At 67.0% G+C, this 21,756-nt stretch carries 21 protein-coding genes; 3 read left to right on the forward strand and 18 right to left on the reverse strand.

The annotated features are described in order from the left end of the window. Positions 1 to 243: 243 nt before the first annotated feature. The 17 genes from DSX2_RS05205 to DSX2_RS05285 all read right to left on the reverse strand — a co-directional run bounded on the left by DSX2_RS05205 (position 244) and on the right by DSX2_RS05285 (position 16,292). Positions 244 to 1,392, reverse strand: coding sequence for a sulfite exporter TauE/SafE family protein (locus DSX2_RS05205; RefSeq protein ID WP_020880107.1), 1,149 nt, complete (start codon positions 1,390 to 1,392; stop codon positions 244 to 246). Positions 1,393 to 1,854: 462 nt separating this feature from the next. Beyond that, complete coding sequence (locus DSX2_RS05210; protein ID WP_020880108.1) at positions 1,855 to 2,478, reverse strand: hypothetical protein; 624 nt, start codon at positions 2,476 to 2,478, stop codon at positions 1,855 to 1,857. 109 nt (positions 2,479 to 2,587) lie between these two features. After that, positions 2,588 to 3,712, reverse strand: coding sequence for a sulfite exporter TauE/SafE family protein (locus tag DSX2_RS05215; RefSeq protein WP_035040790.1), 1,125 nt, complete (start codon positions 3,710 to 3,712; stop codon positions 2,588 to 2,590). 95 nt (positions 3,713 to 3,807) lie between these two features. Continuing rightward, entirely contained in the window at positions 3,808 to 4,311 is a 504-nt protein-coding gene (locus DSX2_RS05220) for a 4Fe-4S dicluster domain-containing protein (protein ID WP_020880110.1), read from the reverse strand. Between the two features lie 313 nt (positions 4,312 to 4,624). Further along, positions 4,625 to 6,049 (reverse strand): NADH-quinone oxidoreductase subunit N, encoded by a 1,425-nt coding sequence (locus DSX2_RS05225; RefSeq protein WP_020880111.1) that lies wholly within the window; start codon positions 6,047 to 6,049, stop codon positions 4,625 to 4,627. Continuing rightward, positions 6,046 to 7,623, reverse strand: a complete 1,578-nt coding sequence (locus DSX2_RS05230; RefSeq protein WP_020880112.1) for a NuoM family protein — start codon at positions 7,621 to 7,623, stop codon at positions 6,046 to 6,048. The genes DSX2_RS05225 and DSX2_RS05230 overlap by 4 nt, the downstream gene beginning before the upstream one ends. A 16-nt stretch (positions 7,624 to 7,639) precedes the next feature. Then, entirely contained in the window at positions 7,640 to 9,457 is a 1,818-nt protein-coding gene (locus DSX2_RS05235; protein WP_020880113.1) for a Na(+)/H(+) antiporter subunit D, read from the reverse strand. Then, the gene (locus DSX2_RS05240; RefSeq protein ID WP_020880114.1) at positions 9,450 to 9,704 is read right to left on the reverse strand and encodes a hypothetical protein; all 255 of its coding nucleotides are present in this window, start codon (positions 9,702 to 9,704) and stop codon (positions 9,450 to 9,452) included. Before DSX2_RS05240 ends, DSX2_RS05235 begins: the two co-directional genes overlap by 8 nt. A 10-nt stretch (positions 9,705 to 9,714) precedes the next feature. Continuing rightward, positions 9,715 to 11,196: a monovalent cation/H+ antiporter subunit D family protein gene (locus tag DSX2_RS05245; protein WP_020880115.1), complete on the reverse strand. Its 1,482-nt coding sequence runs from the start codon at positions 11,194 to 11,196 to the stop codon at positions 9,715 to 9,717. A gap of 4 nt (positions 11,197 to 11,200) precedes the next feature. After that, positions 11,201 to 11,509, reverse strand: coding sequence for an NADH-quinone oxidoreductase subunit NuoK (gene nuoK / locus DSX2_RS05250; RefSeq protein WP_020880116.1), 309 nt, complete (start codon positions 11,507 to 11,509; stop codon positions 11,201 to 11,203). Further along, positions 11,506 to 12,018 carry an NADH-quinone oxidoreductase subunit J gene (locus DSX2_RS05255; protein ID WP_035040863.1) on the reverse strand — a complete coding sequence of 171 codons (513 nt, stop codon included), beginning with the start codon at positions 12,016 to 12,018 and terminating at the stop codon, positions 11,506 to 11,508. The genes nuoK and DSX2_RS05255 overlap by 4 nt, the downstream gene beginning before the upstream one ends. After that, the gene (locus DSX2_RS05260) at positions 12,018 to 12,629 is read right to left on the reverse strand and encodes a 4Fe-4S binding protein (RefSeq protein WP_020880118.1); all 612 of its coding nucleotides are present in this window, start codon (positions 12,627 to 12,629) and stop codon (positions 12,018 to 12,020) included. The genes DSX2_RS05255 and DSX2_RS05260 overlap by 1 nt, the downstream gene beginning before the upstream one ends. 13 nt (positions 12,630 to 12,642) lie before the next feature. Further along, positions 12,643 to 13,644, reverse strand: a complete 1,002-nt coding sequence (nuoH, locus tag DSX2_RS05265; protein ID WP_172640009.1) for an NADH-quinone oxidoreductase subunit NuoH — start codon at positions 13,642 to 13,644, stop codon at positions 12,643 to 12,645. Beyond that, entirely contained in the window at positions 13,644 to 14,795 is a 1,152-nt protein-coding gene (locus DSX2_RS05270; protein WP_020880120.1) for an NADH-quinone oxidoreductase subunit D, read from the reverse strand. The genes nuoH and DSX2_RS05270 overlap by 1 nt, the downstream gene beginning before the upstream one ends. Continuing rightward, positions 14,792 to 15,394 carry an NADH-quinone oxidoreductase subunit C gene (locus DSX2_RS05275; RefSeq protein ID WP_020880121.1) on the reverse strand — a complete coding sequence of 201 codons (603 nt, stop codon included), beginning with the start codon at positions 15,392 to 15,394 and terminating at the stop codon, positions 14,792 to 14,794. Before DSX2_RS05275 ends, DSX2_RS05270 begins: the two co-directional genes overlap by 4 nt. Further along, complete coding sequence (locus DSX2_RS05280) at positions 15,391 to 15,936, reverse strand: NADH-quinone oxidoreductase subunit B (RefSeq protein WP_020880122.1); 546 nt, start codon at positions 15,934 to 15,936, stop codon at positions 15,391 to 15,393. Before DSX2_RS05280 ends, DSX2_RS05275 begins: the two co-directional genes overlap by 4 nt. Further along, positions 15,912 to 16,292 (reverse strand): NADH-quinone oxidoreductase subunit A, encoded by a 381-nt coding sequence (locus tag DSX2_RS05285; RefSeq protein ID WP_020880123.1) that lies wholly within the window; start codon positions 16,290 to 16,292, stop codon positions 15,912 to 15,914. The genes DSX2_RS05280 and DSX2_RS05285 overlap by 25 nt, the downstream gene beginning before the upstream one ends. Positions 16,293 to 16,715: 423 nt before the next feature. Between DSX2_RS05285 and DSX2_RS05290 the strand changes: the two genes are divergently transcribed. The 3 genes from DSX2_RS05290 (at position 16,716) to DSX2_RS05300 (ending at position 20,410) form a co-directional block, all read left to right on the forward strand. After that, entirely contained in the window at positions 16,716 to 18,797 is a 2,082-nt protein-coding gene (locus DSX2_RS05290) for a molybdopterin-dependent oxidoreductase (protein ID WP_020880124.1), read from the forward strand. 174 nt (positions 18,798 to 18,971) lie between these two features. Further along, entirely contained in the window at positions 18,972 to 19,547 is a 576-nt protein-coding gene (locus DSX2_RS05295) for an isoprenylcysteine carboxylmethyltransferase family protein (protein WP_020880125.1), read from the forward strand. Between the two features lie 170 nt (positions 19,548 to 19,717). Beyond that, the gene (locus tag DSX2_RS05300; protein WP_020880126.1) at positions 19,718 to 20,410 is read left to right on the forward strand and encodes a DUF4396 domain-containing protein; all 693 of its coding nucleotides are present in this window, start codon (positions 19,718 to 19,720) and stop codon (positions 20,408 to 20,410) included. 70 nt (positions 20,411 to 20,480) lie between these two features. On the opposite strand, the gene DSX2_RS05305 is transcribed toward DSX2_RS05300, so the two are convergent. Further along, on the reverse strand, positions 20,481 to 21,404 hold the full coding sequence (locus DSX2_RS05305; RefSeq protein WP_020880127.1) for a pirin family protein: 924 nt from the start codon (positions 21,402 to 21,404) through the stop codon (positions 20,481 to 20,483). Positions 21,405 to 21,756: the final 352 nt, after the last annotated feature.

The following is a 21,756-nucleotide window of genomic DNA, read 5'->3' on the forward strand; positions in this document are numbered from 1 at the left end:
AACACATCTCCCCTCCCTCGATACCAGCCGGAAGCCCCAAGTCCGCCCTCCAGAGACAACCCGCCCCCCAAGGCCGCTCAAAGAGCGCCGGATGCAAGGAGCAAGAAAAAATCGAGTCCGACGCGTATTCCCCATACGCGAGGGCTCGATTTTCTCGCGGCGACGCCGCAGACGACGCTCTTTCAGCGGCCCGCACGAAAAGCCTTCTCCGGGCCCCCTGCAGGGGCCCGGAGAAGGCGAAGACTAGCCGAAGATGCGGTAGTTGAAGAAGCCGCGCAGCACGTAGTCGATGCCCACGTAGAGCGCGAGGACGATGAAGAGGCGCTTGAGCCAGATGTCGGAGAAGTACTTGGAGGTGCGCGGGCCGATGAGCGAGCCCACGAAGATGCCGACCAGCTCGATGCCGACCATGCCGAAGTCGATGGGCGTGCCCTTGGTCATGAGGGTGGCGATGGACGTGATCATGGAGATGAGCACGGCCAGGGCCGAGGTGCCCGCGGCGATGTACATGGGCAGCTGGGTCACGGAGGTCAGGAAGGGCACGATCATGAAGCCGCCGCCCACGCCCAGGAAGGCGGAGATGGCGGAGATGACGATGCCGCCGAGAACCGGCAGGAGCGGGTTGAAGTCGAACTCCACGCCGAAGAAGGTGAACACGCAGCGCGACAGGGAGAAGGACTTCACGCGCACGCCCTGCGCGGCCATGTCCACCTTGCCGCCCGCCTTCTGCTCCTTCATGCTCGCCTCGAAGGCCTTGGCCGCCTCCTTGGCCTTCTTCTTGGACGCCTGGCCCGCGGGGGAGGTCTCCCAGAAGAGGTAGCAGCCGAGCACCAGGACGAAGAGGCCGAAGTAGCCCTGGTACTGCGAGAAGGAGAGCTTGCCCGCGGAGAGCATGTTCGAGCCCCAGGCGCCGAGCAGCGAGCCCGCGCCGAGCGTCAGGCCGAGCGGCAGCACCAGGCGGCCCATCTTGTAGTAGTTGATGGACGAGATGAGGGCCGAGAGGCCGACCAGATACTGGTTCGAGGCGCGGATCGAGTCGGTCAGCATCTTGTTCAGTGTGGGCGCGGTCTTCTTGAAGGTCTTGGCGTAGTTGCCCAGGCCGTAGACCGAGATGTGGCCGACGCCGGCCATGACGCCGCCGAAGGCGCCGACCGTGGAGAAGATCCAGCCCACCCACACGGCCCAGAACAGGGCCACGATGCTGTTCACCGTGGGCGCGCCCGCGATGCCCAGGAACCCGGCGGCCTTGGTGGGATCGATCTGCCCGGGCTCCGTGCCCTGCGGCGCCTGGGCGATGGCATCGGCCAGGCCGCCCGCGTGCGCGGTGGCCGCGGCCAGGAGAAGGACCGCCAGGGCGGCCAGGGCCGAGAAAAGCACTACCTTCCGCTTCATACGCAAAACTCCGTCGTTGAGGTTTGCTGCGATCCGTTGCGCGGCCTCACATGCCGCCTGGTCCGCCCGTCTCACCGCATGGCCTCGCGCCCGAGAGCCCGGGACCATGCGGCAAGGGAGCGGCTGCCGAGCGGCACCACGCGTCACGGATCGCGTCCGCCGATGACCACGACGGCGCGCCTTCGGTTCTCGGATTCCCGCGGCCGGTGCTTCGGCCCGGGAGCCTCGTTGCGACGGGCGCACCCGGCGGGAAGGGCTCTGCCCTTCGCGGCGACGCGCGTCCGTCCCTGGAAGGCCAGGGAGCTCTAGAGAGGAAGCGGGGGGCTGGGGCCCAGGTCACGCTGGCGCAGGTGCCTGGGCGGAAGGAAGAAAAGATGGAAGACGCCGGTGCACAGGTGCACGCGGCTCAGTTCGGGAGCGGCGGCCGCACGGCGGCCGGTGGGGAGAAAGGTATGCGGATGCTCAGCCGGCATGCTGCCCTTCGCTCTTCCCGTTCTCCTTTCCCGGCACGGGCGCCATGAGGTCCGCCCAGCTCATGAGCTCTTCACCGCAGTCCTCGTTGGCCTTGACCCAGGCCTTGATGCGGTTGAAGGGCCAGAGCCGGGGCTTCACCCAGCGCCCGAAGACCACGCGGACAGCCACGTAGAGGGGAATGAAGAAGAACGTGTAGCCCACGCTCTTGCCCAGGAGAGGAAGGACGAAGGTCACGGCGGCGAAGCGCGTGCCCATCCAGTCCAGGGCGAAGAAGGCCGGCCACAGGGAAGCGGCGAAAAGCGCCACACCGGAGAAGAAGGAAAGACCGAAGGCCTCGTTGGCCATGGTGTTGCAGGCCTTGTAGCTCTCCTTGTCGCGGAGCTTGATGGCCTTGATGGACAGGTTCTGGTGCACGACCATGTCGCGCTGCAGCTTGGCCCAGTGCTTGCGGTTCAGGAAGTAGGCCAGGGCCATGGTCAGCTCGCCGACCACGGTGCACAGCACGCAGAGCGCCACGATGCCCCCGAGGAAGGAGAGCATGGTGGGGAGGCCGAGAAGCATCAGGGCCTTGAAGGGTGCGATGCACAGCGCGTCGAGAATGCTTTTGATCATGGCTGCCTGTCTTTTGGGCGGTGTCCGCGTCCGCGGACCGGGTCGAGGTTTCGGGGAAGGCGGGCGGCCCCCACAGGACCGCCCGCCGTACTGATCTTCGCTTCGCGATCTAGAACGGGGGCACGATGCTGTAACCGAGGAAGCCCTTGGTCGTGTAGCGCAGGCCCACGTAGACGGCGAGGACGATGAAGAGAATCTTCAGCGCCCTGTCCGGCAGGTACTTGGAGGTCCTGGGACCGATCAGCGAGCCGATGACGATGCCCACGAGCTCGGCGCCGATCAGGCTCCACTGCACCGGCACGTTCTTGAGGAACATGTAGGAGAAGATGGAGGACGCCATGCCGATGAGCACGGCCATGGCCGAGGTGCCGGCGACCAGGTACATGGGCAGGCCGGCCACGGAGGTCAGGAACGGCACCAGCAGGAAGCCGCCGCCCACGCCCAGGAAGGACGCCAGGGCCGCGATGATGAAGCCGCCGATGACCGGGATGACCGGGTTGAAGTCGAACTCCACGCCGAAGAAGGTGAACACGCAGCGGGTGGGCGCGAAGGACTTCACGCGCACGCCCTGGGCGGACAGGTCGACTTCGCCGCCTTCCTTCATCTTCTTCACGCTGTCCTGGAAGGCCTTGGCGGCTTCCTTGGCCTTCTTCTGGGTGCGCTGTCCGGACGGCGAAAGCTGCCAGGTCAGGAAGCAGCCCAGGAAGAGGACGAAGATGCCGAACCAGCCCAGGTACATCTTCAGGCTGATCTTGCCCGCGGACAGGATCGGCACCAGGATGGAGCCGGAGACCGAGCCCACGGCCAGGGCCACGCCCAGCGGCAGGACCAGGCGGCCCATCTTCCAGTAGTTGAAGGTGGACAGGGCCGCGGAGGTGCCGACCAGGTACTGGTTGGACACGCGGATGGAGTCGGTGACGATCTTGTTGAGCGTCAGCTTCTTGCCGATGCTCTTGGAAGCGTAGTCACCAAGACCGAAGATGGTGATGTGGCCCACGGAGGCCATGATGCCGCCGAAGGCGCCGACCGTGGAGAAGATCCAGCCGACCCACACGGCCCAGATGAGGCCGAGCAGCAGGTTGACCTGAGGCGCGCCGGGGATGCCCATGTAGCCGACCGGGGCGGCCGCATCGACCTTGCCCGCGGTGATGGCTTCCTGGATGGCGTCCTGCAGTCCGTCGGCGTGGGCGATCCCGCTCAGAGCGAGAACGCCGACGGCGGCGAGCAGCGCCATCGTGAACAGATGTTTGCGATTCACTTCCAATACCCTCCTTCTGACATGTTGACGGTTCGTCCACCCCACTCCCCGCCCGGGGAGGTCCCTCGCGCCTAGCGGGTCAGGAACTTCTCGAGCGCGTAGGCCTTGCGCACCTCGGCGCTGTCCATATTGGGCTCGAGAAAGGTCAGCGCGTGCGACGTGCAGGCCGTGACGCAGGCGGGGCGCAGGCCCTCGTCCACGCGGTCGCGGCAGAAGTCGCACTTGATCACCGTTCCTGTCGCCTCGTTGAACTGGGGGATTTCCCAGGGGCAGGCCATGATGCACGCCTTGCAACCCACGCAGAGCTCCTGGTCCACGTAGACGATGCCGTCCTTCTCGCGACGGCTCATGGCGCCGGTCGGACAGGCCGCCACGCACCAGGGCTTCTCGCACTGGAAGCAGGGCATGAACTGGTTCAGGTATGCGGGCTCACCCTCCCGCGCCACGGGGCCGACGCTGACCAGGAGGCCGAGCTTGGCGCCGACGGGGACGCGGTTCTTGGACTTGCAGTGGACCTCGCACGCCTTGCAGCTGATGCAACGGTCCTTGTTCGTCTTGATCATATACTTGCTCATGACTCCTCCTTGCCTTGTCGGCCGCCAGAGAACGCAGCTGAGGTATGCCGACCCGTTAGCAAACACGCTTGAGGAGTGAGAAGTGAATTCGCCAAACGTGAAAAAAGAAACACAGCGGCAAAACCCTCGGCCGGAATCATGTGCACTATTTCACGAAGCCGTCCTTCCCCTCTCTCCGCCCTGATCCCGCGCCGCTTGGCCGGGAAAAACGAAACCGGGGAGCATCGCGAACAATTTCACGAAGCCCCCCGGTTCCGCTGCGCGCCCGGACCGGGGCACGGTCCGGGGCTCGAGCCGCTGTCTATCCGAATCCTTAGTGCAGCAGGGCCTTCCCCGCCGTGAGCACGATGTCGAAGATGCGCGCCGGGAAGACGCCGAGCGCCAGCACGCAGGCGGCGAGCAGCCCGCCCACGGCCACGGAGCACGGATGTGCCTTGACCGCCGGGGCGTTCTCCGGCTCGTGCGTGTAGGCGTGGCGGACCATGTTCAGGTAGTAGTAGATGGAGATGGCCGTGTTCAGCGCCGCCACGATGACCAGCCAGTCGTAGCCGCGGTCCCAGGCCGCGGTCAGCAGGTAGAGCTTGCCGGTGAAGCCCGCCGTGGGCGGCAGGCCGACCAGGGCGAAGGCCGCCACGAGCAGAATGAGCGCGAGGCCGGGCGCGCGCCTGGCCAGGCCGTCGAGGTCGGAGAGCGAGAGGTTGCGGCCGTCGTCGGCCACGCGGCAGATGACCCAGAAGCAGGTCAGGTTCATGAGCAGGTAGACCAGGCTGTAGAAGGCCGCGGCCGCCAGCCCGAGGGACGTGCCCGCGACCAGGCCGAGGGTCACGTAGCCCGCGTGGGCCACGGAGGAGTAGCCGAGCAGGCGCTTTAAGTCCGTCTGGGCCAGGGCGGCGAGGTTGCCGAAGGTCATGGACAGGGCGCCGAGCACCGCGATGAAGGTGGTCACGCCCACGCCCGGATGGAGCAGCGCGGCCAGGCGCACCAGCACCACCACCGCGCCCAGCTTGGGCAGCGTGGCCACGAAGGCCGCGGTCTCGTTGCTCGTGCCGTCGTAGACGTCCGGGGCCCAGAAGTGGAACGGGAACAGGGCCAGCTTGTAGAAGAAGCCCGCGAGGAAGAGCGCGAGGCCGAGGCAGGCCACGGGGGCCTCGGAGAAGCCCCAGGGCTTGGCCGCGAGCGCCGCGATGTAGGTCGTGTGCTGCCCCGCGATGATGTAGGACAGGCCGAACAGCGAGACCGCCGAGGCGGCCGCGCCGAAGAGGATGTACTTGATGCCCGCCTCGGCCGCCTTCTTGGAGCGGGCGCGCAGGGGCACCACGGCGAAGAGGCTGTAGGAGGAGACCTCGAGGGCCACGAACATGGTCACCAGTTCCACGCTGGAGGCAAGGAGCATGAGGCCCCAGGCCGAGAGGCCGAGGAAGAGCAGGTAGTCGGTGCGCTTCTCGTCGGCCAGGGTCTTCTGGCCCCAGCCGTTCAGCACCGCCACGAAGAAGCCGAGGGCCACGGCCAGCTTGAAGAACTGGGACATGGCGTCGATCTGGTAGGCGCCGTGGAACATGGCCGCGGAGCCGGCCTGGACCAGGGAGACGGCGGCCACGAGCACGCCGAAGCCCGCGGCCGCGGGCACCCAGGCGACCTCGCCCTGGCTTTTCTGCGAGGAGCAGGTCTGCACGAAGAGGCCGAGCACCAGAAGGAGCTGGAAGAGCTCGGGCAGGACGCGAAGCAGGTCGAAGTTCACGGCACGCTCCTTTCGCTAGCGGTGGCTATTCCCGGCAGGGCGTTCGCGGCCAGGAGTGCGGGCGCCTCGTGCGCGGCCAGGTAGGTCGAGACCGTCTGCCGCGAGGTGAAGCCCTTGAGCAGGTTCTGCACCGAGGGCTCGAACACGCGCAGGACCAGGCCGGGCGCGAGCCCGAGGACCAGGGTGAAGACGGCCAGCGGCGTGAGGTAGGCCCATTCGCGAAGCGTGAGGTCGCGCCAGCTCTTGCCCTTGGGCGAGGCCTGCTGCCCGATGGGCGCGTAGGTCATGCGCTGCAGCAGGCGCAGCATGTAGGCCGCGCCGAGCATGGCGCCGGGGATGGCCACGAGGCCTATGCGCCAGTCGTGGGCGAAGGTGCCGAAGAGCACGAAGATCTCGCCCACGAAGCTGTTGAGTCCGGGGAAGCCGAGCGAGGACAGGGCGAAGAGGCCGAAGAAGCCCATGAACGCGGGCAGGTACTTGCCCATGCCCTGGTTGTCCGAGATCTCGCGGCTGTGGCTGCGCTCGTAGATGGCGCCGACCATGATGAACAGGCCGCCGGTGACGATGCCGTGGTTGAGCATGACCAGCAGCGCGCCCTCGATGCCGCGCAGGGTGAAGACGAAGATGCCCAGGGTGCAGAAGCCCATGTGGGCCACCGAGGAGTAGGCGATCAGCTTCTTGATGTCCGTCTGCCCGAGGCAGATGAGGCCGCCGTACAGGATGCCCGCGATGGACAGGGCGATGAAGTACGGTGCGAGCTCGACCATGGCCAGCGGCGTCAGCGTCATGCAGAAGCGCAGGAAGCCGTACGCGCCCATCTTGATGAGCACCGAGGCCAGGAAGACCGAGCCCGCCGAGGGGGCCTCGACGTGGGCCGCGGGCAGCCAGGTGTGGAACGGGAACATGGGGACCTTGATGGCGAAGGCCAGGGCCATGGCCAGGAAGGCCCAGAACTGGAAGCGCTCCGAGAACTCCTTGTTCATGAGGTCCGGCAGCGAGAAGGTGCCGCCGACCTTGGCGAAAGCCACGATGGCCACCAGCAGCAGCGTGGAGGCGGCCAGGGTGTACAGGAAGAACTTGATGGATGCGTACTTGCGCCGCGGCCCGCCCCAGATCGCGATGAGCAGATACATGGGGATGAGCATGGCCTCCCAGAAGACGTAGAAGAGGACGAAGTCCAGGGCGCAGAAGACGCCCACGCAGGCGGAGGTCATGAGCAGCAGGCAGATGTGGAATTCCTTGATCCGCCTGCCGATGTAGGTCCACGAGCAGAGCACGCACAAGGGCAGGATGGCCACGGTCAGGATGACCATGAGCAGGGACAGGCCGTCCACACCGAGGTAGTAGGAGAGCCCGACCGAGGGCACCCAGCTCGCGTGTTCCACGAACTGAAAGCCGGTCTGGGCCAGTTGGTAGTCCCGCACCAGCGGGATGGCCAGGACGCACTCCACGGCGGAAGCCCACAGGGCCAGTGTCCTGACCAGGCCTTCGTGCCGGAAGAGCATGAGTATCCCCGCCGCGATCACGGGGAAGAAGATGAGTGCACTGAGCACCGGGTAGCCCGCTTCTGTCATTCTCCGCTCCCCTTCGCTAGCGTAAGGCGTACAGGACAAGGGCCAGGGCCGCGAAAGCCAGGGCCGCCGCCAATCCCAGGTAATCCGTGAGCCGGCCGGTCTGGACCGTTGCCGCCCGCTCGCCCACGCTGCGCGTGGTGTAGGCCGTGCCGTCCACCACGCCGTCGATGCCCTTGACGTCGAACCAGGAGGTGAACCGTCCGCCGCTAAGCAGGGCGCGCAGCCCCACCACGCGGTAGACCTCGGTCCACACGGAGTCGGCCCAGGCCGCGGGCCGGGTCACCAGCCCCAGGAAGAGTCGGCCGATGAACCGGTAGAGCAGCTCGAAGTCGATGTTGCGCTGGTCGTGGGGCTTCATGAGCTCGCGCAGGACGTAGAAGGCGAGTCCGGTGAAGCCGAGCAGGAGGAGCGCCTGGAGCACGTGCCAGGTGGTCCAGGGGTGATACTCCGCCGCGATCTCCGGGAAGGGAAGGAAGCGGTAGAGCAGGCTCGGGAAGAGGCCCTGCACGGTGCACAGCGTCGCCCCGCCGATCATGGCCGCGTACATGTTCCAAGGGATGGGCTTCAGCTCCCGCTTCACGTCGTCCGGCTTGCCGCCGAAGAAGGCGAAGTACGGCAGCTTGATGCCCACCGAGAGGAAGGTGCCCACGGCCGCTATCTCGAGCAGGATGCCGATGGCCGACTGGTGGTCCTCGAAGGCGCCGGCGATGGTCATGGTCTTGGAGATGAAGCCGTTGAAGACCGGCATGCCGGAGATGGACAGCCCCGCCACCACGTAGCAGATCATGACCAGGGGCAGCCGCGAGGCCAGGCCGCCGAGCTCGCTGAGCTTGGCCGTGCCCGCGGAGTAGAGCACCGCGCCCACGGTCATGAACAGCAGGCCCTTGTACAGGATGTGGGCATAGGCGTGCGCGGCCGCGCCGTTGATGGTCATGGCCGTGCCGATGCCGATGCCCGCGACCATGTATCCCACCTGCGAGACGATGTGGTAGGAGAGGATGCGCCGGGCGTTGTTCTCCATGGTCGCGTAGACGACTCCGTAGACCGCCATGATCGCGCCCATCCAGGCCAGGAACTCCGTGCCCGCGAAGGCGCGCGCCAGGACGTAGACCGCGGTCTTGGTGGTGAAGGCGCTCATGAAGACCGCGCCGGTGATGGTCGCCTCGGGGTAGGCGTCCGGCAGCCAGGCGTGCAGGCCGATGAAGGCCGCGTTCACGCCGAAGCCGAAGAGGATCAGCCAGTCGTAGTACTGCATGTTCCCCGGCGCCACCGGATCGAAGGAGTAGGTGCCGATGGCCTTGTAGCGGAGCAGGAGCCCCGCGAGCATGAGCAGGCCGCCCGCGGTGTGCACCAGGAAGTACCACAGGCCCGCGCGCGCCGCCCGCTTGTTGGCGTTGCAGTTGGTCACGATGAGCATGGTCGAGGCCACGCTCATGAGTTCCCAGAAGGCGAAGAGCGTCAGGTAGTCGCCCGCGAAGACGCAGCCGAAGGCGCCGCCCACGTAGAGCGCCGCGGAGATGTGCTGCGCCTTCTCCTTGACGTGGAAGGCGTAGGTGAAGCCGAGCAGCGCCTGGATGGCGAAGACGTTGGCGAAGACCAGGGAGAGCGCGTCCACCCGGCCGATGTTCAGGGTGAAGCCCATCCAGTGCAGGGAGGCATGTATGGACGCCGGGTCCGACATGAACTCCATGCTGAAGACCGACCAGATGGCCAGGATCGCCGGGATGGGCAGGAGCAGCCGCCAGGACTTGAACAGCCGGGGCGGGAAAAAGGGCAGCGCCACGGCCAGGGCGATGAAGGCCACGGCCGGATGGTAGAAGCCGGGGCTAATCATCGTAGAAGTCCTCCGAAACGTCGAGGATGTGCGCCAGCACGGCCTTGGTCACGAAGGCCAGGACCACGGCCACGACGAACCCGAAGATCGCCCAGAAGCCGGGCAGGACCTCGGCGTGGACGTGGGGTTCATGCGGCCGGATGAAGAGGTTGAGCCCCACGAGGACCGCCAGCGCCGCCAGGAAGAGGCGCAGCCAGAGTCCGTGAAGCTCCCGCAGCTTGGAGAAGAATCTGCCGAGTCCGTTCACTTCCGCCCTCCTAGTAGCCGCCGAATCTGCGCACGAAGTTGAGGATCACCTCGGGGTAGAGACCGAGGAGAACCGAGATGGTCGAGGTGATGAGCAGGGGCACGACCAGGGCCGCAGACGGCTCGCTGAGCGCTTCGACGTTCATGCCCTCGACCGGCTTCTTGAAGAAGGCCCGGTAGGTGATCGGGCCGAAGTAGGACGCGTTCAGGATGGTCGAGCCCAGGAGCGCGATGACCAGGATGACCTGGTGCGCCTGCAGGGCTCCGTTGACCAGATACCACTTGGTGACGAAGCCGCAGACGAAGGGCACGCCGATCATGGACAGCGAGGCCACCGCGAAGGCTCCGAAGGTCAGCGGCATGCGCCGTCCCATGCCGTCCATGAGGCTGATCTTCTTGGTGTGCGAGGCCACGTAGATGGCGCCCGCGCCCATGAAGAGGGTGATCTTGGAGAAGGCGTGGTTGGCGATGTGCATGATGCCGCCCTGCACCGCCATGGGCGTGAGCATGGTCACGCCTATGATGACGTAGGACAGCTGGCTGACCGTGGAGAAGGCCAGCCGCGCCTTGAGGTCGTCCTTGGACAGGGCGATGATCGAGGCCACCAGGATGGTGAAGGCCGCCAGGTAGGCCGTCGGTATGCCCAGGTTCAGGCCGGACATGCACGAGATGCCGAAGCCCGAGAGGACCACGCGGGCGACGCAGAAGACGCCCGCCTTGACCACGGCCACGGCGTGCAGCAGGGCCGAGACCGGTGTGGGCGCGACCATGGCCGAGGGCAGCCAGTTGTGGAAGGGCATGAGCGCCGCCTTGGCCAGGCCCGCGATGAACAGGACGTAGGTCAGGGTGACCAGGTACGGGTGCTGGTGCCAGGGGAAGTTCATGCCCATGATCACGTCGCCCAGGTGGAAGTCGAGCGTGCCGCAGAGCACGTAGGTCAGGACCATGGCGGGCAGCAGGAACATCTTCGAGGTGCCCATGAGGTAGACCAGATACTTGCGCGCGCCCGTGTAGGCCTCGTCGTCCTGGTGGTGGGCGACCAGCGGGTAGGTGAAGACCGTGATGACCTCGTAGAAGAGGTACATGGTGAAGACGTTGGCCGAGAAGGCCACGCCCACCGCGCCGAAGATGGCCACCGCGAAGCAGAAGTAGTAGCGCGTCTGGGCGTGCTCGTTCAGGCCGCGCATGTAGCCGATGTTGTAGAGCGTCACCAGCATCCACAGGAAGGTGGCGATGAGCCCGAAGACGAGCGAGAGCCCGTCCGCGCAGAACGTCACCGTCACGCCGGGCAGGATGGTGAACATGTGGTAGGTCCAGATGCGCCCGGCGAGGACGGCCGGGGCAAGCGAGAGCACACCCACGAAGGCGGCCGCGGCCGCGGTGAAGGAGACGCCCTCGCGCTGGTCCTGATCATGGCGCAGGAAGTAGATGAGAAAGGGGGCCAGCAAGGTGACGAACAGCGGCCCCAAGAGACGAACGCTTTCGATCTGCACTTCCCTACCCCCTGAGTTCCGCGACGGAGTCTGCGTCGGACCGTCCGAAGCGGCGGGCGACGACGATGAGGATGGCCAGGACCAGGGTGGCTTCCGCCGCGGCCAGGCCCATGACCAGGAGCGAGGCGAGCTGCCCGAGGACGGCGTCGCCCTCGGTGAGCTGTGCCGCCGCGACGATGGACAGTCCCGCGCCGTTGAGCATGAGCTCCACGCAGATGAGCATGCCCACGAAGGTCTTGCGGAAGGTCAGGCCGTAGAGCCCCACGCACAGGAGGAAGACGGCCACGAGCTGATAGAGGACGAGGGCGCTCACTTGTCACCTCTCTTGTGCTTGAAGGCCAGGACCACGGCGCCGGACATGGCCACGAGCAGGATCACCGAGATGAGCTCGAAGGCCAGGACGTAGGGCTCGAGGAGCCCCTGGCCCAGCACCGCGGGGGGCACCTCCGTGGGCGTGGCGATGGAGGCCGGCGCGTGGCGCACCAGGGTCCAGAAGAGCACCGCGCCCGGGAAGGCGGCGGCGAACAGGGCGATCATGTAGCTGCGCATGGGGCGCGGCTTCTGTTCCTCGCCGCCCGCGGGCGAGCGGGTCAGCATGATGGCGAAGAAGATGAGGATGACCACGGCGCCCACGTAGATGAGCAGCTGCATCATGGCGATCAGCGGCGCGTTCAGCAGGAGGTACATCCCGGCCACCCCGAAGAGCGCCAGGATGAGCCCGAGCAGCGCCCGCACGAGGCTCGCGGAGCGCACCGCCGAAACCGCGCCCCCCACGATGCACAGGGTGTAGAAGGCGAACAGGACCTTGGCCGCGGTTTCCATCATTCCTCCTCCTGCCCCTTCTCGGGCTGTGCCTTCTCGGGCGTGGGCGCCGCTGCGGCGGCCTCCGCCGCCTGGGCCTTGAGGCGGGCCATCAGGTCGAAGACGAAGCTCTTCTTGGAATAGTCCGCAAGGTAGATGTCGGTGGAGAAGCGCAGCGAATCCACCGGGCAGGCCTGCACGCACAGGCCGCAAAGGCTGCAGAGGTTGTAGTCGAGGATGAAGCCCTTGGGCGTCTTGACCGGCTTCTCCTTGGCGGGCGGCTTGGCCGACGTCTTGGGCTCGAGCCCTGAGGCGTACGCCTTGGGCGGCGCCGCGGCCTCCTTGGCCGGGTCCTTCTTGGGCGGCGGCTGCTTGACGATCTTGATGCAGCCCGACGGGCAGACGCTCTGGCACATGAGGCAGGTGATGCAGCGCGGCGTGGCCGGGTCGTTCTTGGCCCCGACCAGCTCGATGTGTCCGCGGAAGGTGACGAGGTGCTCGTTCTCCACCACCTTGCGCGGGTAGTGGACCGTGACCTCGGGCCGGACGAACTCGCGGCCGGTGATCTTGAGCCCCACAAGAAGGCTCTTCATGCCCCGGACGGCTTCCTTTATCTCGTGTACGACGCCCATGTCCTCCCCTCCCCTACAGCTTGACGATCACTGCGGTGGCCAGCAGGTTCAGCGTGGCCAGCGGCAGGAGCCACTTCCAGTTGAGGTTCAGGAGCTGGTCGAAGCGCACGCGGGGGTAGGTCCAGCGCGCCCACATCATGATCAGCAGCAGGGCGTAGACCTTCAGCAGGAACCACCACGGGCCGGGCACGGCCGGGCCCTGGTAGCCGCCCAGGAAGATGGCGGCGGCCACGGAGCAGGTCACGACCATGTTCGCGTACTCGGCCAGGAAGAAGAGGCCGAAGCCCATGCCCGAGTATTCCGTGTGGAAGCCCGCGGTCAGCTCCGACTCCGCCTCGGGCAGGTCGAAGGGCGCGCGGTTGGTCTCGGCCAGGGCGCAGATGAAGTAGATGACGAAGGCCACGGGCTGCAGGGCCGCGTTCCACTGCCAGGGCCAGGGCCCCTGGGCGCGGGTGAGCTCGAAGAGGTCGAGCGAGCCGCGCATGAAGCAGACCGCGAGCACGGCCAGGAGCAGCGGGATCTCGTAGCCCACGCTCTGGGAGACCGCGCGTGCCGCGCCGATGAGGCCCCATTTGTTGGCCGACGACCAGCCCGCGAGGCAGAGCGAGAGCACGCCGAGCCCCGCGAAGGCGAGGATCAGCAGCACGCCCACGTTGCACTTGAGCGCATAGGTGCTCTCCCCGAAGGGGATGGGCAGGAACATGACGAAGACCGGCAGGAAGCCGACGATGGGCGCGAGCCAGAAGAGCAGCGCGTCGGCCCCGCGGGGGGTGACGAGCTGCTTGCCCATGAGCTTCACCGCGTCGGCGATGGTCTGCAGGATGCCCTGCGGGCCGACCTCGAAGGGGCCGGGACGGCGCTGGATGAAGCCGGCGACCTTGCGCTCGACGTAGACCAGGACCGTGGCGTTCGCCCCCACGAAGGCGGCCAGGGCGACGAGGCCCACCACCAGGCGGATCAGCGTGTCCGGCGTGGTGGCGAACGGGTCGGGCATTGTCCAGGAGGAGGTGTCCATCATCGGTCTATCTCCGGGATGACGAGGTCAAGGCTTCCCAGGATGGAAACCGCGTCGGCCAGGAGCACGCCCCGGCCTGCTTCCGCGAAGCACGACAGGTTGGAGTACGAGGGCGAGCGCAGCTTGACCCGGTACGGGGTGCGGCCGCCGTCGCTGGCGACGTAGAGGACGATCTTGCCCCGCGCGCCTTCCACGGCGAAGCAGGTCTCGCCCTTGGGGGCGCTCCACTTGGGCTTGGGCGCGGTCTTGGCGAGGAAGGGACCGGCCGGGATGGTGGCCACGGCCTGCTCGATGATGCGCAGCGACTGCTCGATCTCGTCCATGCGCACCATGTAGCGGGCCCAGGCGTCGGACTGCGTGTAGACGGGAACCTCCCAGTCGAAGCGGTCGTAGACCGAGTAGGGCTCCACGCGCCGCGTGTCGTGGCCGAGTCCCGCGCCGCGGCTGACCGGGCCGGTGCAGCCGTAGCGGCGGCACATGTCCGCGTCGATGTGGCCGATGTCCTCCACGCGCTTCCTGAGGATGACGTTCTCCGTGACCAGGTCGCGGTACATGGGCAGCCGCGAGCGCAGGTAGGGCACGAAGGCCGCGAGACTCTTCAGGAACTTGTCCGAGAGGTCGGCCGAGACGCCGCCGAAGCGGTAGTAGCTGTAGGTCAGCCGCGACCCCGTGGGCTCCTGGAGCATGTCCATGATCTTTTCGCGGTCGTCGAAGGCGTACATGATCGGGGTGAAGGCGCCGAGGTCGAGCAGGTAGGCGCCCCACCACAGCAGGTGCGAGGAGATGCGGTTGAGCTCGCAGGTGATGACGCGGATGTACTCCGCGCGCTCGGGCACCTCGATCTCTCCCAGCCGCTCCACCGCGCCCGCCCAGGCCCAGTTCCAGGCCAGGGCGTGCAGGTAGTCCACGCGGCCCATGTTCGGCCAGAACTGCACCCAGCTCTTGGTCTGGCCCATGAACTCGTGCATGCGGTGCACGTAGCCGAGCACCGGCTCGCACCGCTTCACGTACTCGCCGTCGAGCTCCACGATGATCCGCAGCACGCCGTGGGTCGACGGGTGCTGCGGCCCCATGTTGACGACCAGCGTCTCCTCGTTGTCGGTGGGCTGGAAATGCCTGGTGTAGAAGTCGCCGCTCTGGAAGAAGCTCATGCAGCGCCCTCCTTGGCCGCGGATGCGGGCTTGTCCTTGGCGGCCTTTTCGGCGGCGGCAGATGCCTCCTCCGCCTTCTTGGCGGCCTCGGCGGCCGCAGCCTCGATCTCCTCGCGGGAGACGAAGGCGGGCCAGCACTCGGCGCGGATGAATTCGTCCACGATGTTGGACGCGGGCTTCTTGTCCTCGAAGGCCCGGACCAGGGGATGGCTCTCCTCGTCCTCGGCCAGGAGCAGCGGCAGCGGATTCGGGTTGCCCGCGAAGCGCACGCCGGAAAGCTCGGCGGCCTCGCGCTCGTGCCACTCCGCGCCCTGGTAGATGTCCGCGATGGACGGCACCTCGGCCTCGCCCTGGCGCACCAGGGTGCGCACCAGCATGCGGCCGGGCTTCTCGTAGTGGGCGTAGAAATAGTTGATCAGGATGCCCTCGCGCAGATCCAGGCAGGCGATGGTCTCGAGGAACCAGCCCTTCTCGAGCATGGCGCGCGCGGCGCCGGGGATCTGGGAGGGTTTGACGTGGTCGATCTCGGCGATGCCCATCTTGCCCATGTCGCCGCCGAAGGCGCACAGGCGGGCGAAGGAGACGCTCCTTCCGTTCATGCCTGCTCTCCCTCGACCGGCGGCATCTCGGGCACGGGCCAGAAGCGCTTGCCGGTCATCTTGCGCTGGATCTGGAAGAGGCCCTCGAGCAGTCCCTCGGGCCGGGGCGGGCAGCCGGGCACGTACACGTCCACCGGCACCAGCTTGTCCACGCCCTCCACGATCCCGTACTGCCCCTTGAAGGAGAAGGGACCGCCGGAGATGGCGCAGTTGCCGAGCGCCATGACGAACTTGGGGGCGGGCATCTGCTCGTAGAGCCTGACCACGGCCGGGGCCATTTTCTTGGCCACGGTGCCGGCCACGATCATCAGGTCCGACTGGCGCGGCGAGGGACGGAAGACCTCTGCCCCGAAGCGGGAGATGTCGAAGCGGGCCATGCCCACGGCCATCATCTCGATGGCGCAGCAGGCGAGGCCGAAGGTCATGGGCCAAAGCGACATGGCCCGGCACAGGTCGAAGATCTGGTTGACGGCGGGGATGTCGAGCCTGGGCGGCTCGAGACCTCCCTCCACCGGCCTTATCCGTTGATCCGGCGCGGCCATGCGAAGACTCCTTTCCGCCAGAAGTAGACGATGCCGAGGGCCAGCACCACGAGGAAGATGGTCACCTTGACGAGGGGCATCCACCCTTCGGAGTGGACGTACTGCGCGGCCACCGGGAAGAGGTAGAGGACGTCGACGTCGAAGGCCAGAAAGATGAGGGCGTAAATCCAGTAGTTGACGGTGAAGCGCATCCAGGAGCCGCCGTGCGGCTCCATGCCGCACTCGTACGGCATGGACAGGTCCCCGCCGTGCCACGAGGGCGCAAAAACGAGCGCCGCCGCGAGCGGACCCGCGGCGAACGCCGCGCCGGCACCAAGCGCCAGCACGATCGCGAGGTTCAACCAGGTGAAGACCACTGCCTACCCCCCTTAACCGCTTAAAAGTGGAGGGAATCCATGAATCACCAGTACCACCAAGGCAAATAATGAATGGCATATGAGAAACCACAATCGCTCTGATGCGTCAATCCCCCTATCCCACATATTCGAGAATTCGTGAAAAACTGGACAAATTACCCCAATGCCGCACGGGGCTAGTAGCGCATTTTTTCACAATGGCTGACCGATTTCAGGATAAAGGGGTGGTCTGCCTGTATCCGTTAGTGAAAAATGGGACAAATTGCCCCAGTCACTTCTCCTGCACAACGCGTGTTTTTTCACAAGGGCGAGTCTTTCTTGCCTACTTCGAAAAAGTCCTGCTACGTCCAGCCTACTTTCGGATCAAATTCAGCCCCTGTACCGAGGCGCGGGGGCGTTCTTCAGCACTTTCGGAGGGACCAGATGGCAAAGCAGAAGGTCTTCAGCGTGTGCGGCATGTGCACTGTGCGCTGCCCCATTGAGGTGGACGTGGCCGACAACGAGGTGCTCTTCATCCAGGGCAACTCCAAGAGCGGTCTCAAGGGCGCCCTGTGCGCCCGCGGCGCCGCGGGCTACGCCCTGACCCAGGACGACGAGCGCCCCCAGTACCCCATGATCCGTGAAGGCGAGCGCGGCGAAGGCCGCTGGCGCCGCGTCAGCTGGGACGAGGCGTTCGCCTACGTGGCCGAGAAGCTCACGGCCATCCAGGAGAAGCACGGCAAGGAGTCGGTCATCTTCTCCGACCGCGGCGGCCCCTTCGTGGACCTGCACCAGGCCTTCGTGCGCGGCCTGGGCTCGCCCAACTACCACAACCACGACTCCGCCTGCGCCCGCGGCGTGCAGCACGCGGCCAAGTCCGTCCTCGGCATGGGCCGCAAGGACGTGGTCTACGACTTCAAGAACGCCAAGCACATCGTGCTGCAGACCCGCAACATCTTCGAGGCGATCAACGTCTCCGAGGTCAACTCCGTGCTCGACGCGCTGGACGCCGGCTGCAAGCTGACGGTCATCGACGTGCGCGCCACGGTCAGCGCGGGCAAGGCCGACAACTTCTTCATGATCCGTCCGGGCACCGACTACGCCTTCAACCTCGGCGTGATCCACGCCCTCATCCACTCCGGCAAGTACGACAAGGAGTACGTCTCCAAGTACGTCAACGGCTTCGACGCCCTGCGCACCTTCATCGGCCCCTACACGCCCAAGTGGGCGGCGGAGGAATGCGGCGTCTCGGCCAAGGCCATCGAGGATTTCGCCGCGCAGCTGGCCGAGGCCGCGCCGTCCGTGATCTGGCACCCGGGCTGGATGACCGCCCGCTACAAGGACTCCTTCTTCGTCTCCCGCACGGCGTACATCATCAACGCCCTGCTCGGCGCCATCGGCGCCAAGGGCGGCCTGCCCGTCTCCAACAAGCCCGGCGACGTGGGCGCCAAGGGCATCAAGAAGTTCGTGGACCTCTTCCCCAAGCCGGAGGCCAAGCGCGCCGACGGCGCGGGCTGGAAGTACCCGCACATCGACGCCGGTCCGGGCCTGGTCAACCTGGCCTACGACGCGGCCGTCTCGGGTGATCCCTACCCGGTGCGCGCCTACATCTGCCACCGCCACGACCCGCTCATGGCCTACCCCGATCCCGATGCCCTGAAGAAGAAGTGGGAGAACCTGGACCTGTTGGTCTCCGTGACCTTCTCCTGGTCCGACACGGCCTGGCATTCGGACGTGGTCCTGCCCATGTCGCCCTACCTCGAGCGCGAGTCGCCCATCGCCCAGAAGGGCGGGCTCAAGCCCCAGTTCTTCGTGCGCCAGCGGGCCCTGCAGCCGCGCTACGACACCAAGGCCGACTGGGAGATCCTCACCGGCATCGCCAAGGCCATGGGAGTCAAGGAACTGGCCTTCGAGAACGCCGAGGCCATGTGGAACTACCAGCTCGAGGGCACGGGCAAGACCGTGGCCGACTTCGCGGAGAAGGGCTTCGTCGAGCTCTGCGCCAAGCCCCTCTACAAGGACATGACCGAGTTCAAGTTCCCCACCCCCTCGGGCAAGATCGAGATCATCCATCCCAAGTGGGAGGACCAGGGCATGTCCTGCCTGCGTCCCTACGAGTCGCCGGCCAAGCCGCCCGCGGGCAGCTTCCGCATCATCTTCGGACGCTGCGGCCTGCACACCCAGGGCCACACCGTGAACAACAAGCTCCTGAACGAGCAGATGCCCGAGAACGTCCTCTGGCTGAACGACAAGGTCGCGGCCGAGATGGGCGTTTCCAGCGGCGACAAGGTCAAGATCGGCGGCGGCTCCGAGAGCGGCGTCATGAAGGCCTTCGTCACCGAGTACGTGCACCCCGAGGCCGCTTTCATGATCCACGGCTTCGGCCACAAGCTGCCGCCCGAGTCCCGGGCCTACGGCAAGGGCGTCGCGGACAACGCGCTCATGCCCGGAGGCCTCGAGAACTGGTCCAAGGAAGGCGGCTACATCTGCATGCAGGAGCACTTCGTCACCGTCTCCAAGGCCTGATAGGCCACCTATCCGCAAGCTCATGCCGCACGGGCGGTCCGGGGAAACCCGGGCCGCCCGTCTTCTTTGCGCCGCGAACCGATCGCCTGCCCGGGGTGGTGGACGGGGCGCGGGATATTCCGCTATGTCTCCGATCATTCTGTCCCTGTGACACCGTTTTCCGGAGAACCGCGCATGCCCACCCTCGACCGCAGCCACTTCATCCTCATCCCCTGGCTCTGCTGGGCCATCTACTGGCGCAGGTCGGCGCGCACGGCCAAGGCCGACGCGTGGCGCGAGTCGCTGTCCTCACGCCTTCTCGGCCTCGGACCGATCTGGGCTGCGGCGCTCCTGCTCTGCCTCCCCTCCTCCTTTCTCTCGGGCCTCGCGGCGCGTTTCGTCCCACGCGCCGCGTGGGTGTTCCCGGCTGGCGCGGTGCTGACCTCGGCGGGCCTGCTCTTCTGCATCTGGGCGCGGCGCGTCCTGGGCAGGAACTGGAGCGGCGCCGTGAGCGTCAAGCAGGGGCACGAGCTGGTCACGACAGGCCCCTACGCCCTGGTCCGCCACCCCATCTACAGCGGCCTGCTGCTCGCCCTCGCGGGCACGGCCCTGGCGCTCGGCGAATTCCGCGGCCTGCTGGCCGTGGCCATCGCGGCCGCGGGATTCCTGCACAAGATCCGTCTCGAGGAAGTCTTCATGCGGGAGGTCTTCGGCGACGCCTACGCCGCGTACGCCGAGCGCGTGCCCGCGCTCCTGCCCTTCGTGTTCTGACCTTCGGGCGCGCTGTTCGCGCCTCCCTCTCCGTCGCACCTTCCCGCTCCGTCGCGCCCTGCGTTGCCCCGAGCCTCCCGGGTGTGCTACGATCGCAGTTCGGCAAAATCCCGTCCGTGAACTTCCGGTCCGGCCCCCTCCCGGTCCGGGCGGCTTCGAAGGAGCACGCCATGTCCCATCTCGCCTTCCTCGCAAACCCGGCCTTCGTCATCGTCTGGTACGGCTTCGGCCTGCTGGCCGCCGTCTGGGTGACCTACGACGTGCTCAGGGTGAACACGCACGTCATGCCCGCCCTGAAGGCAGGCTGGCCCATCATCGTCACCTTCTTCTCGATCATCGGCCTCGGCCTCTACCTGGCCAGCTGCCGCCCGCCGGGCATCGCCTCCCTGCGCGGCGAGGAGGCCGACGAGATCCACCACGCCTACGTCTCCGTGACCTGGAAGCGGGTCACGGGCTCGGTCATCCACTGCGTGGGCGGCGACGGGCTCGGGGTCGTGACGGCCATGGTCGTGGCCCGGCTCGCGGGCTTCAGCTTCTGGCACGAGTTCTGGTTCGAATACGCGGTGGGCTTCGTCTTCGGCTGGTTCGTCTTCCAGTACCTGTCCATGCGCAAGATGGGCCACCCGCCCCTCGAGTCCCTGTGGAAGGGCGGCCGGGCGGAGTTCTTCTCCATGCTCACGGTCATGCTCGGCATGGGGCTCGTGATGCGCTTCGTGACCCCGACCGTGGTCGGCCACAGGCCGCTGCCGGACGAGGCGGCCTTCTGGGGCTTCGCCTCCCTGGGCCTGTTCGTGGGCGCCATCGTCACCTACCCCATGAACTGGTGGATGGTGGCCGTGGGCTGGAAGCACGGCATGGGCTGAGCCCCCGGAACGCGGCGGCCGCAGGCGGCGGGGGAACGGCCGGGCCGCCCCCCTGCCCCGGCCTGGGCGCTCACTTCCCGGGGTGCCCGGGGTGCTTGACGAAGGTGCCCTTGGCGTATTCCTCGAAGGCCACGCGCAGCTCGTCCTGGGTGTTCATGACGATGGGGCCGTACCAGGCGACGGGCTCGCCGAGCGGCTTGCCGCTGATGAAGACGAAGCGCAGCGGCCTGTCCAGGGCCGTGACCTCCACCTCATCGCCCGCGTGCGCGTAGAGCACCGTGGTCTCCGGGCCGCAGCGGCACTCCCTGTCCACGTCGAGCCAGCCCGAACCCACCATCTCGTAGTCGAAGGCGTCGCGCCGCTCGTCGAAGTAGCCGTGGCCGGAGAGAACGTAGGCGATGGCCGTGTGCCCCTCCTTGACCGGATGGCGGAAGACGGCCCCGGCCGGGACCGAGACGTCCAGGAGCTCCGGGTCGATGACGATGTCGCGCACCGGGCCCATGACGTCGCCCACCTTGCCGCAGACCACCTTGACCCGCGCCCCGGAGTCGAGCTCCGCCTCGGGGATGGTCGCGGCGCGCACGTCGCGGTAGCGGGGCTCCATCATCTTCCGCCCGGCGGGCAGGTTGGCCCAGAACTGGAAGCCCCAGAGCATGCCGCTTTGCGTCTCCTTGGGCATCTCCTGGTGGATGATGCCGCTCCCCGCGGTCATCCACTGCACGTCGCCGGGGCCGATGACCCCGCTGTTGCCCATGCTGTCGCCGTGCTCCACCCGCCCCTCGAGCACGTAGGTGATGGTCTCGATGCCCCGGTGCGGGTGCCAGGGGAAGCCCGGCAGGTATTCGGCCGGATTGCCGGTGTGGAAGTCGTCCAGCATCAGGAAGGGGTCGAAGCGGGGCACCTGGGAGTAGCCGAAGGCCCTCTTCAGGTGCACGCCCGCGCCCTCCACCGTGGGGCGGCTCTTGTAGACCGTGGCGATGCGTCGCGTGCTCATGGCGTCCTCGCTGCCGGAGCGTTTTCGGGCGGCCCGTGGGGCCCCGCATGCGGGCACGCCCCCGGCCGGGCGCCCTGCACAGGGAGAGGGTTCCTGCATAGCAGGATGCGCGGGCCGTGTACACGCCCGGCCGGAAATCACGCGGACGGAAGCGACGGGACAGGGGCTCGGCCAGGGCGGGCCGAGGCCACTTGACCGGCCTCCGGGAGGCTCGTAAACATCGTTCAGCGCCGGGCGCGCCGCGCTTCCCCTTCGGGAGGCCCCTGCCCGGCCGCGGCGCGATCCGACCGCATCCGATCCGACCCGACACCAGACAGAGAGGGCCCGCACGCTCGCGGCCGCTTTCGTGCCC

The sequence above is a fragment of the Desulfovibrio sp. X2 genome, from assembly GCF_000422205.1.
Classification (GTDB): domain Bacteria; phylum Desulfobacterota; class Desulfovibrionia; order Desulfovibrionales; family Desulfovibrionaceae; genus Alkalidesulfovibrio.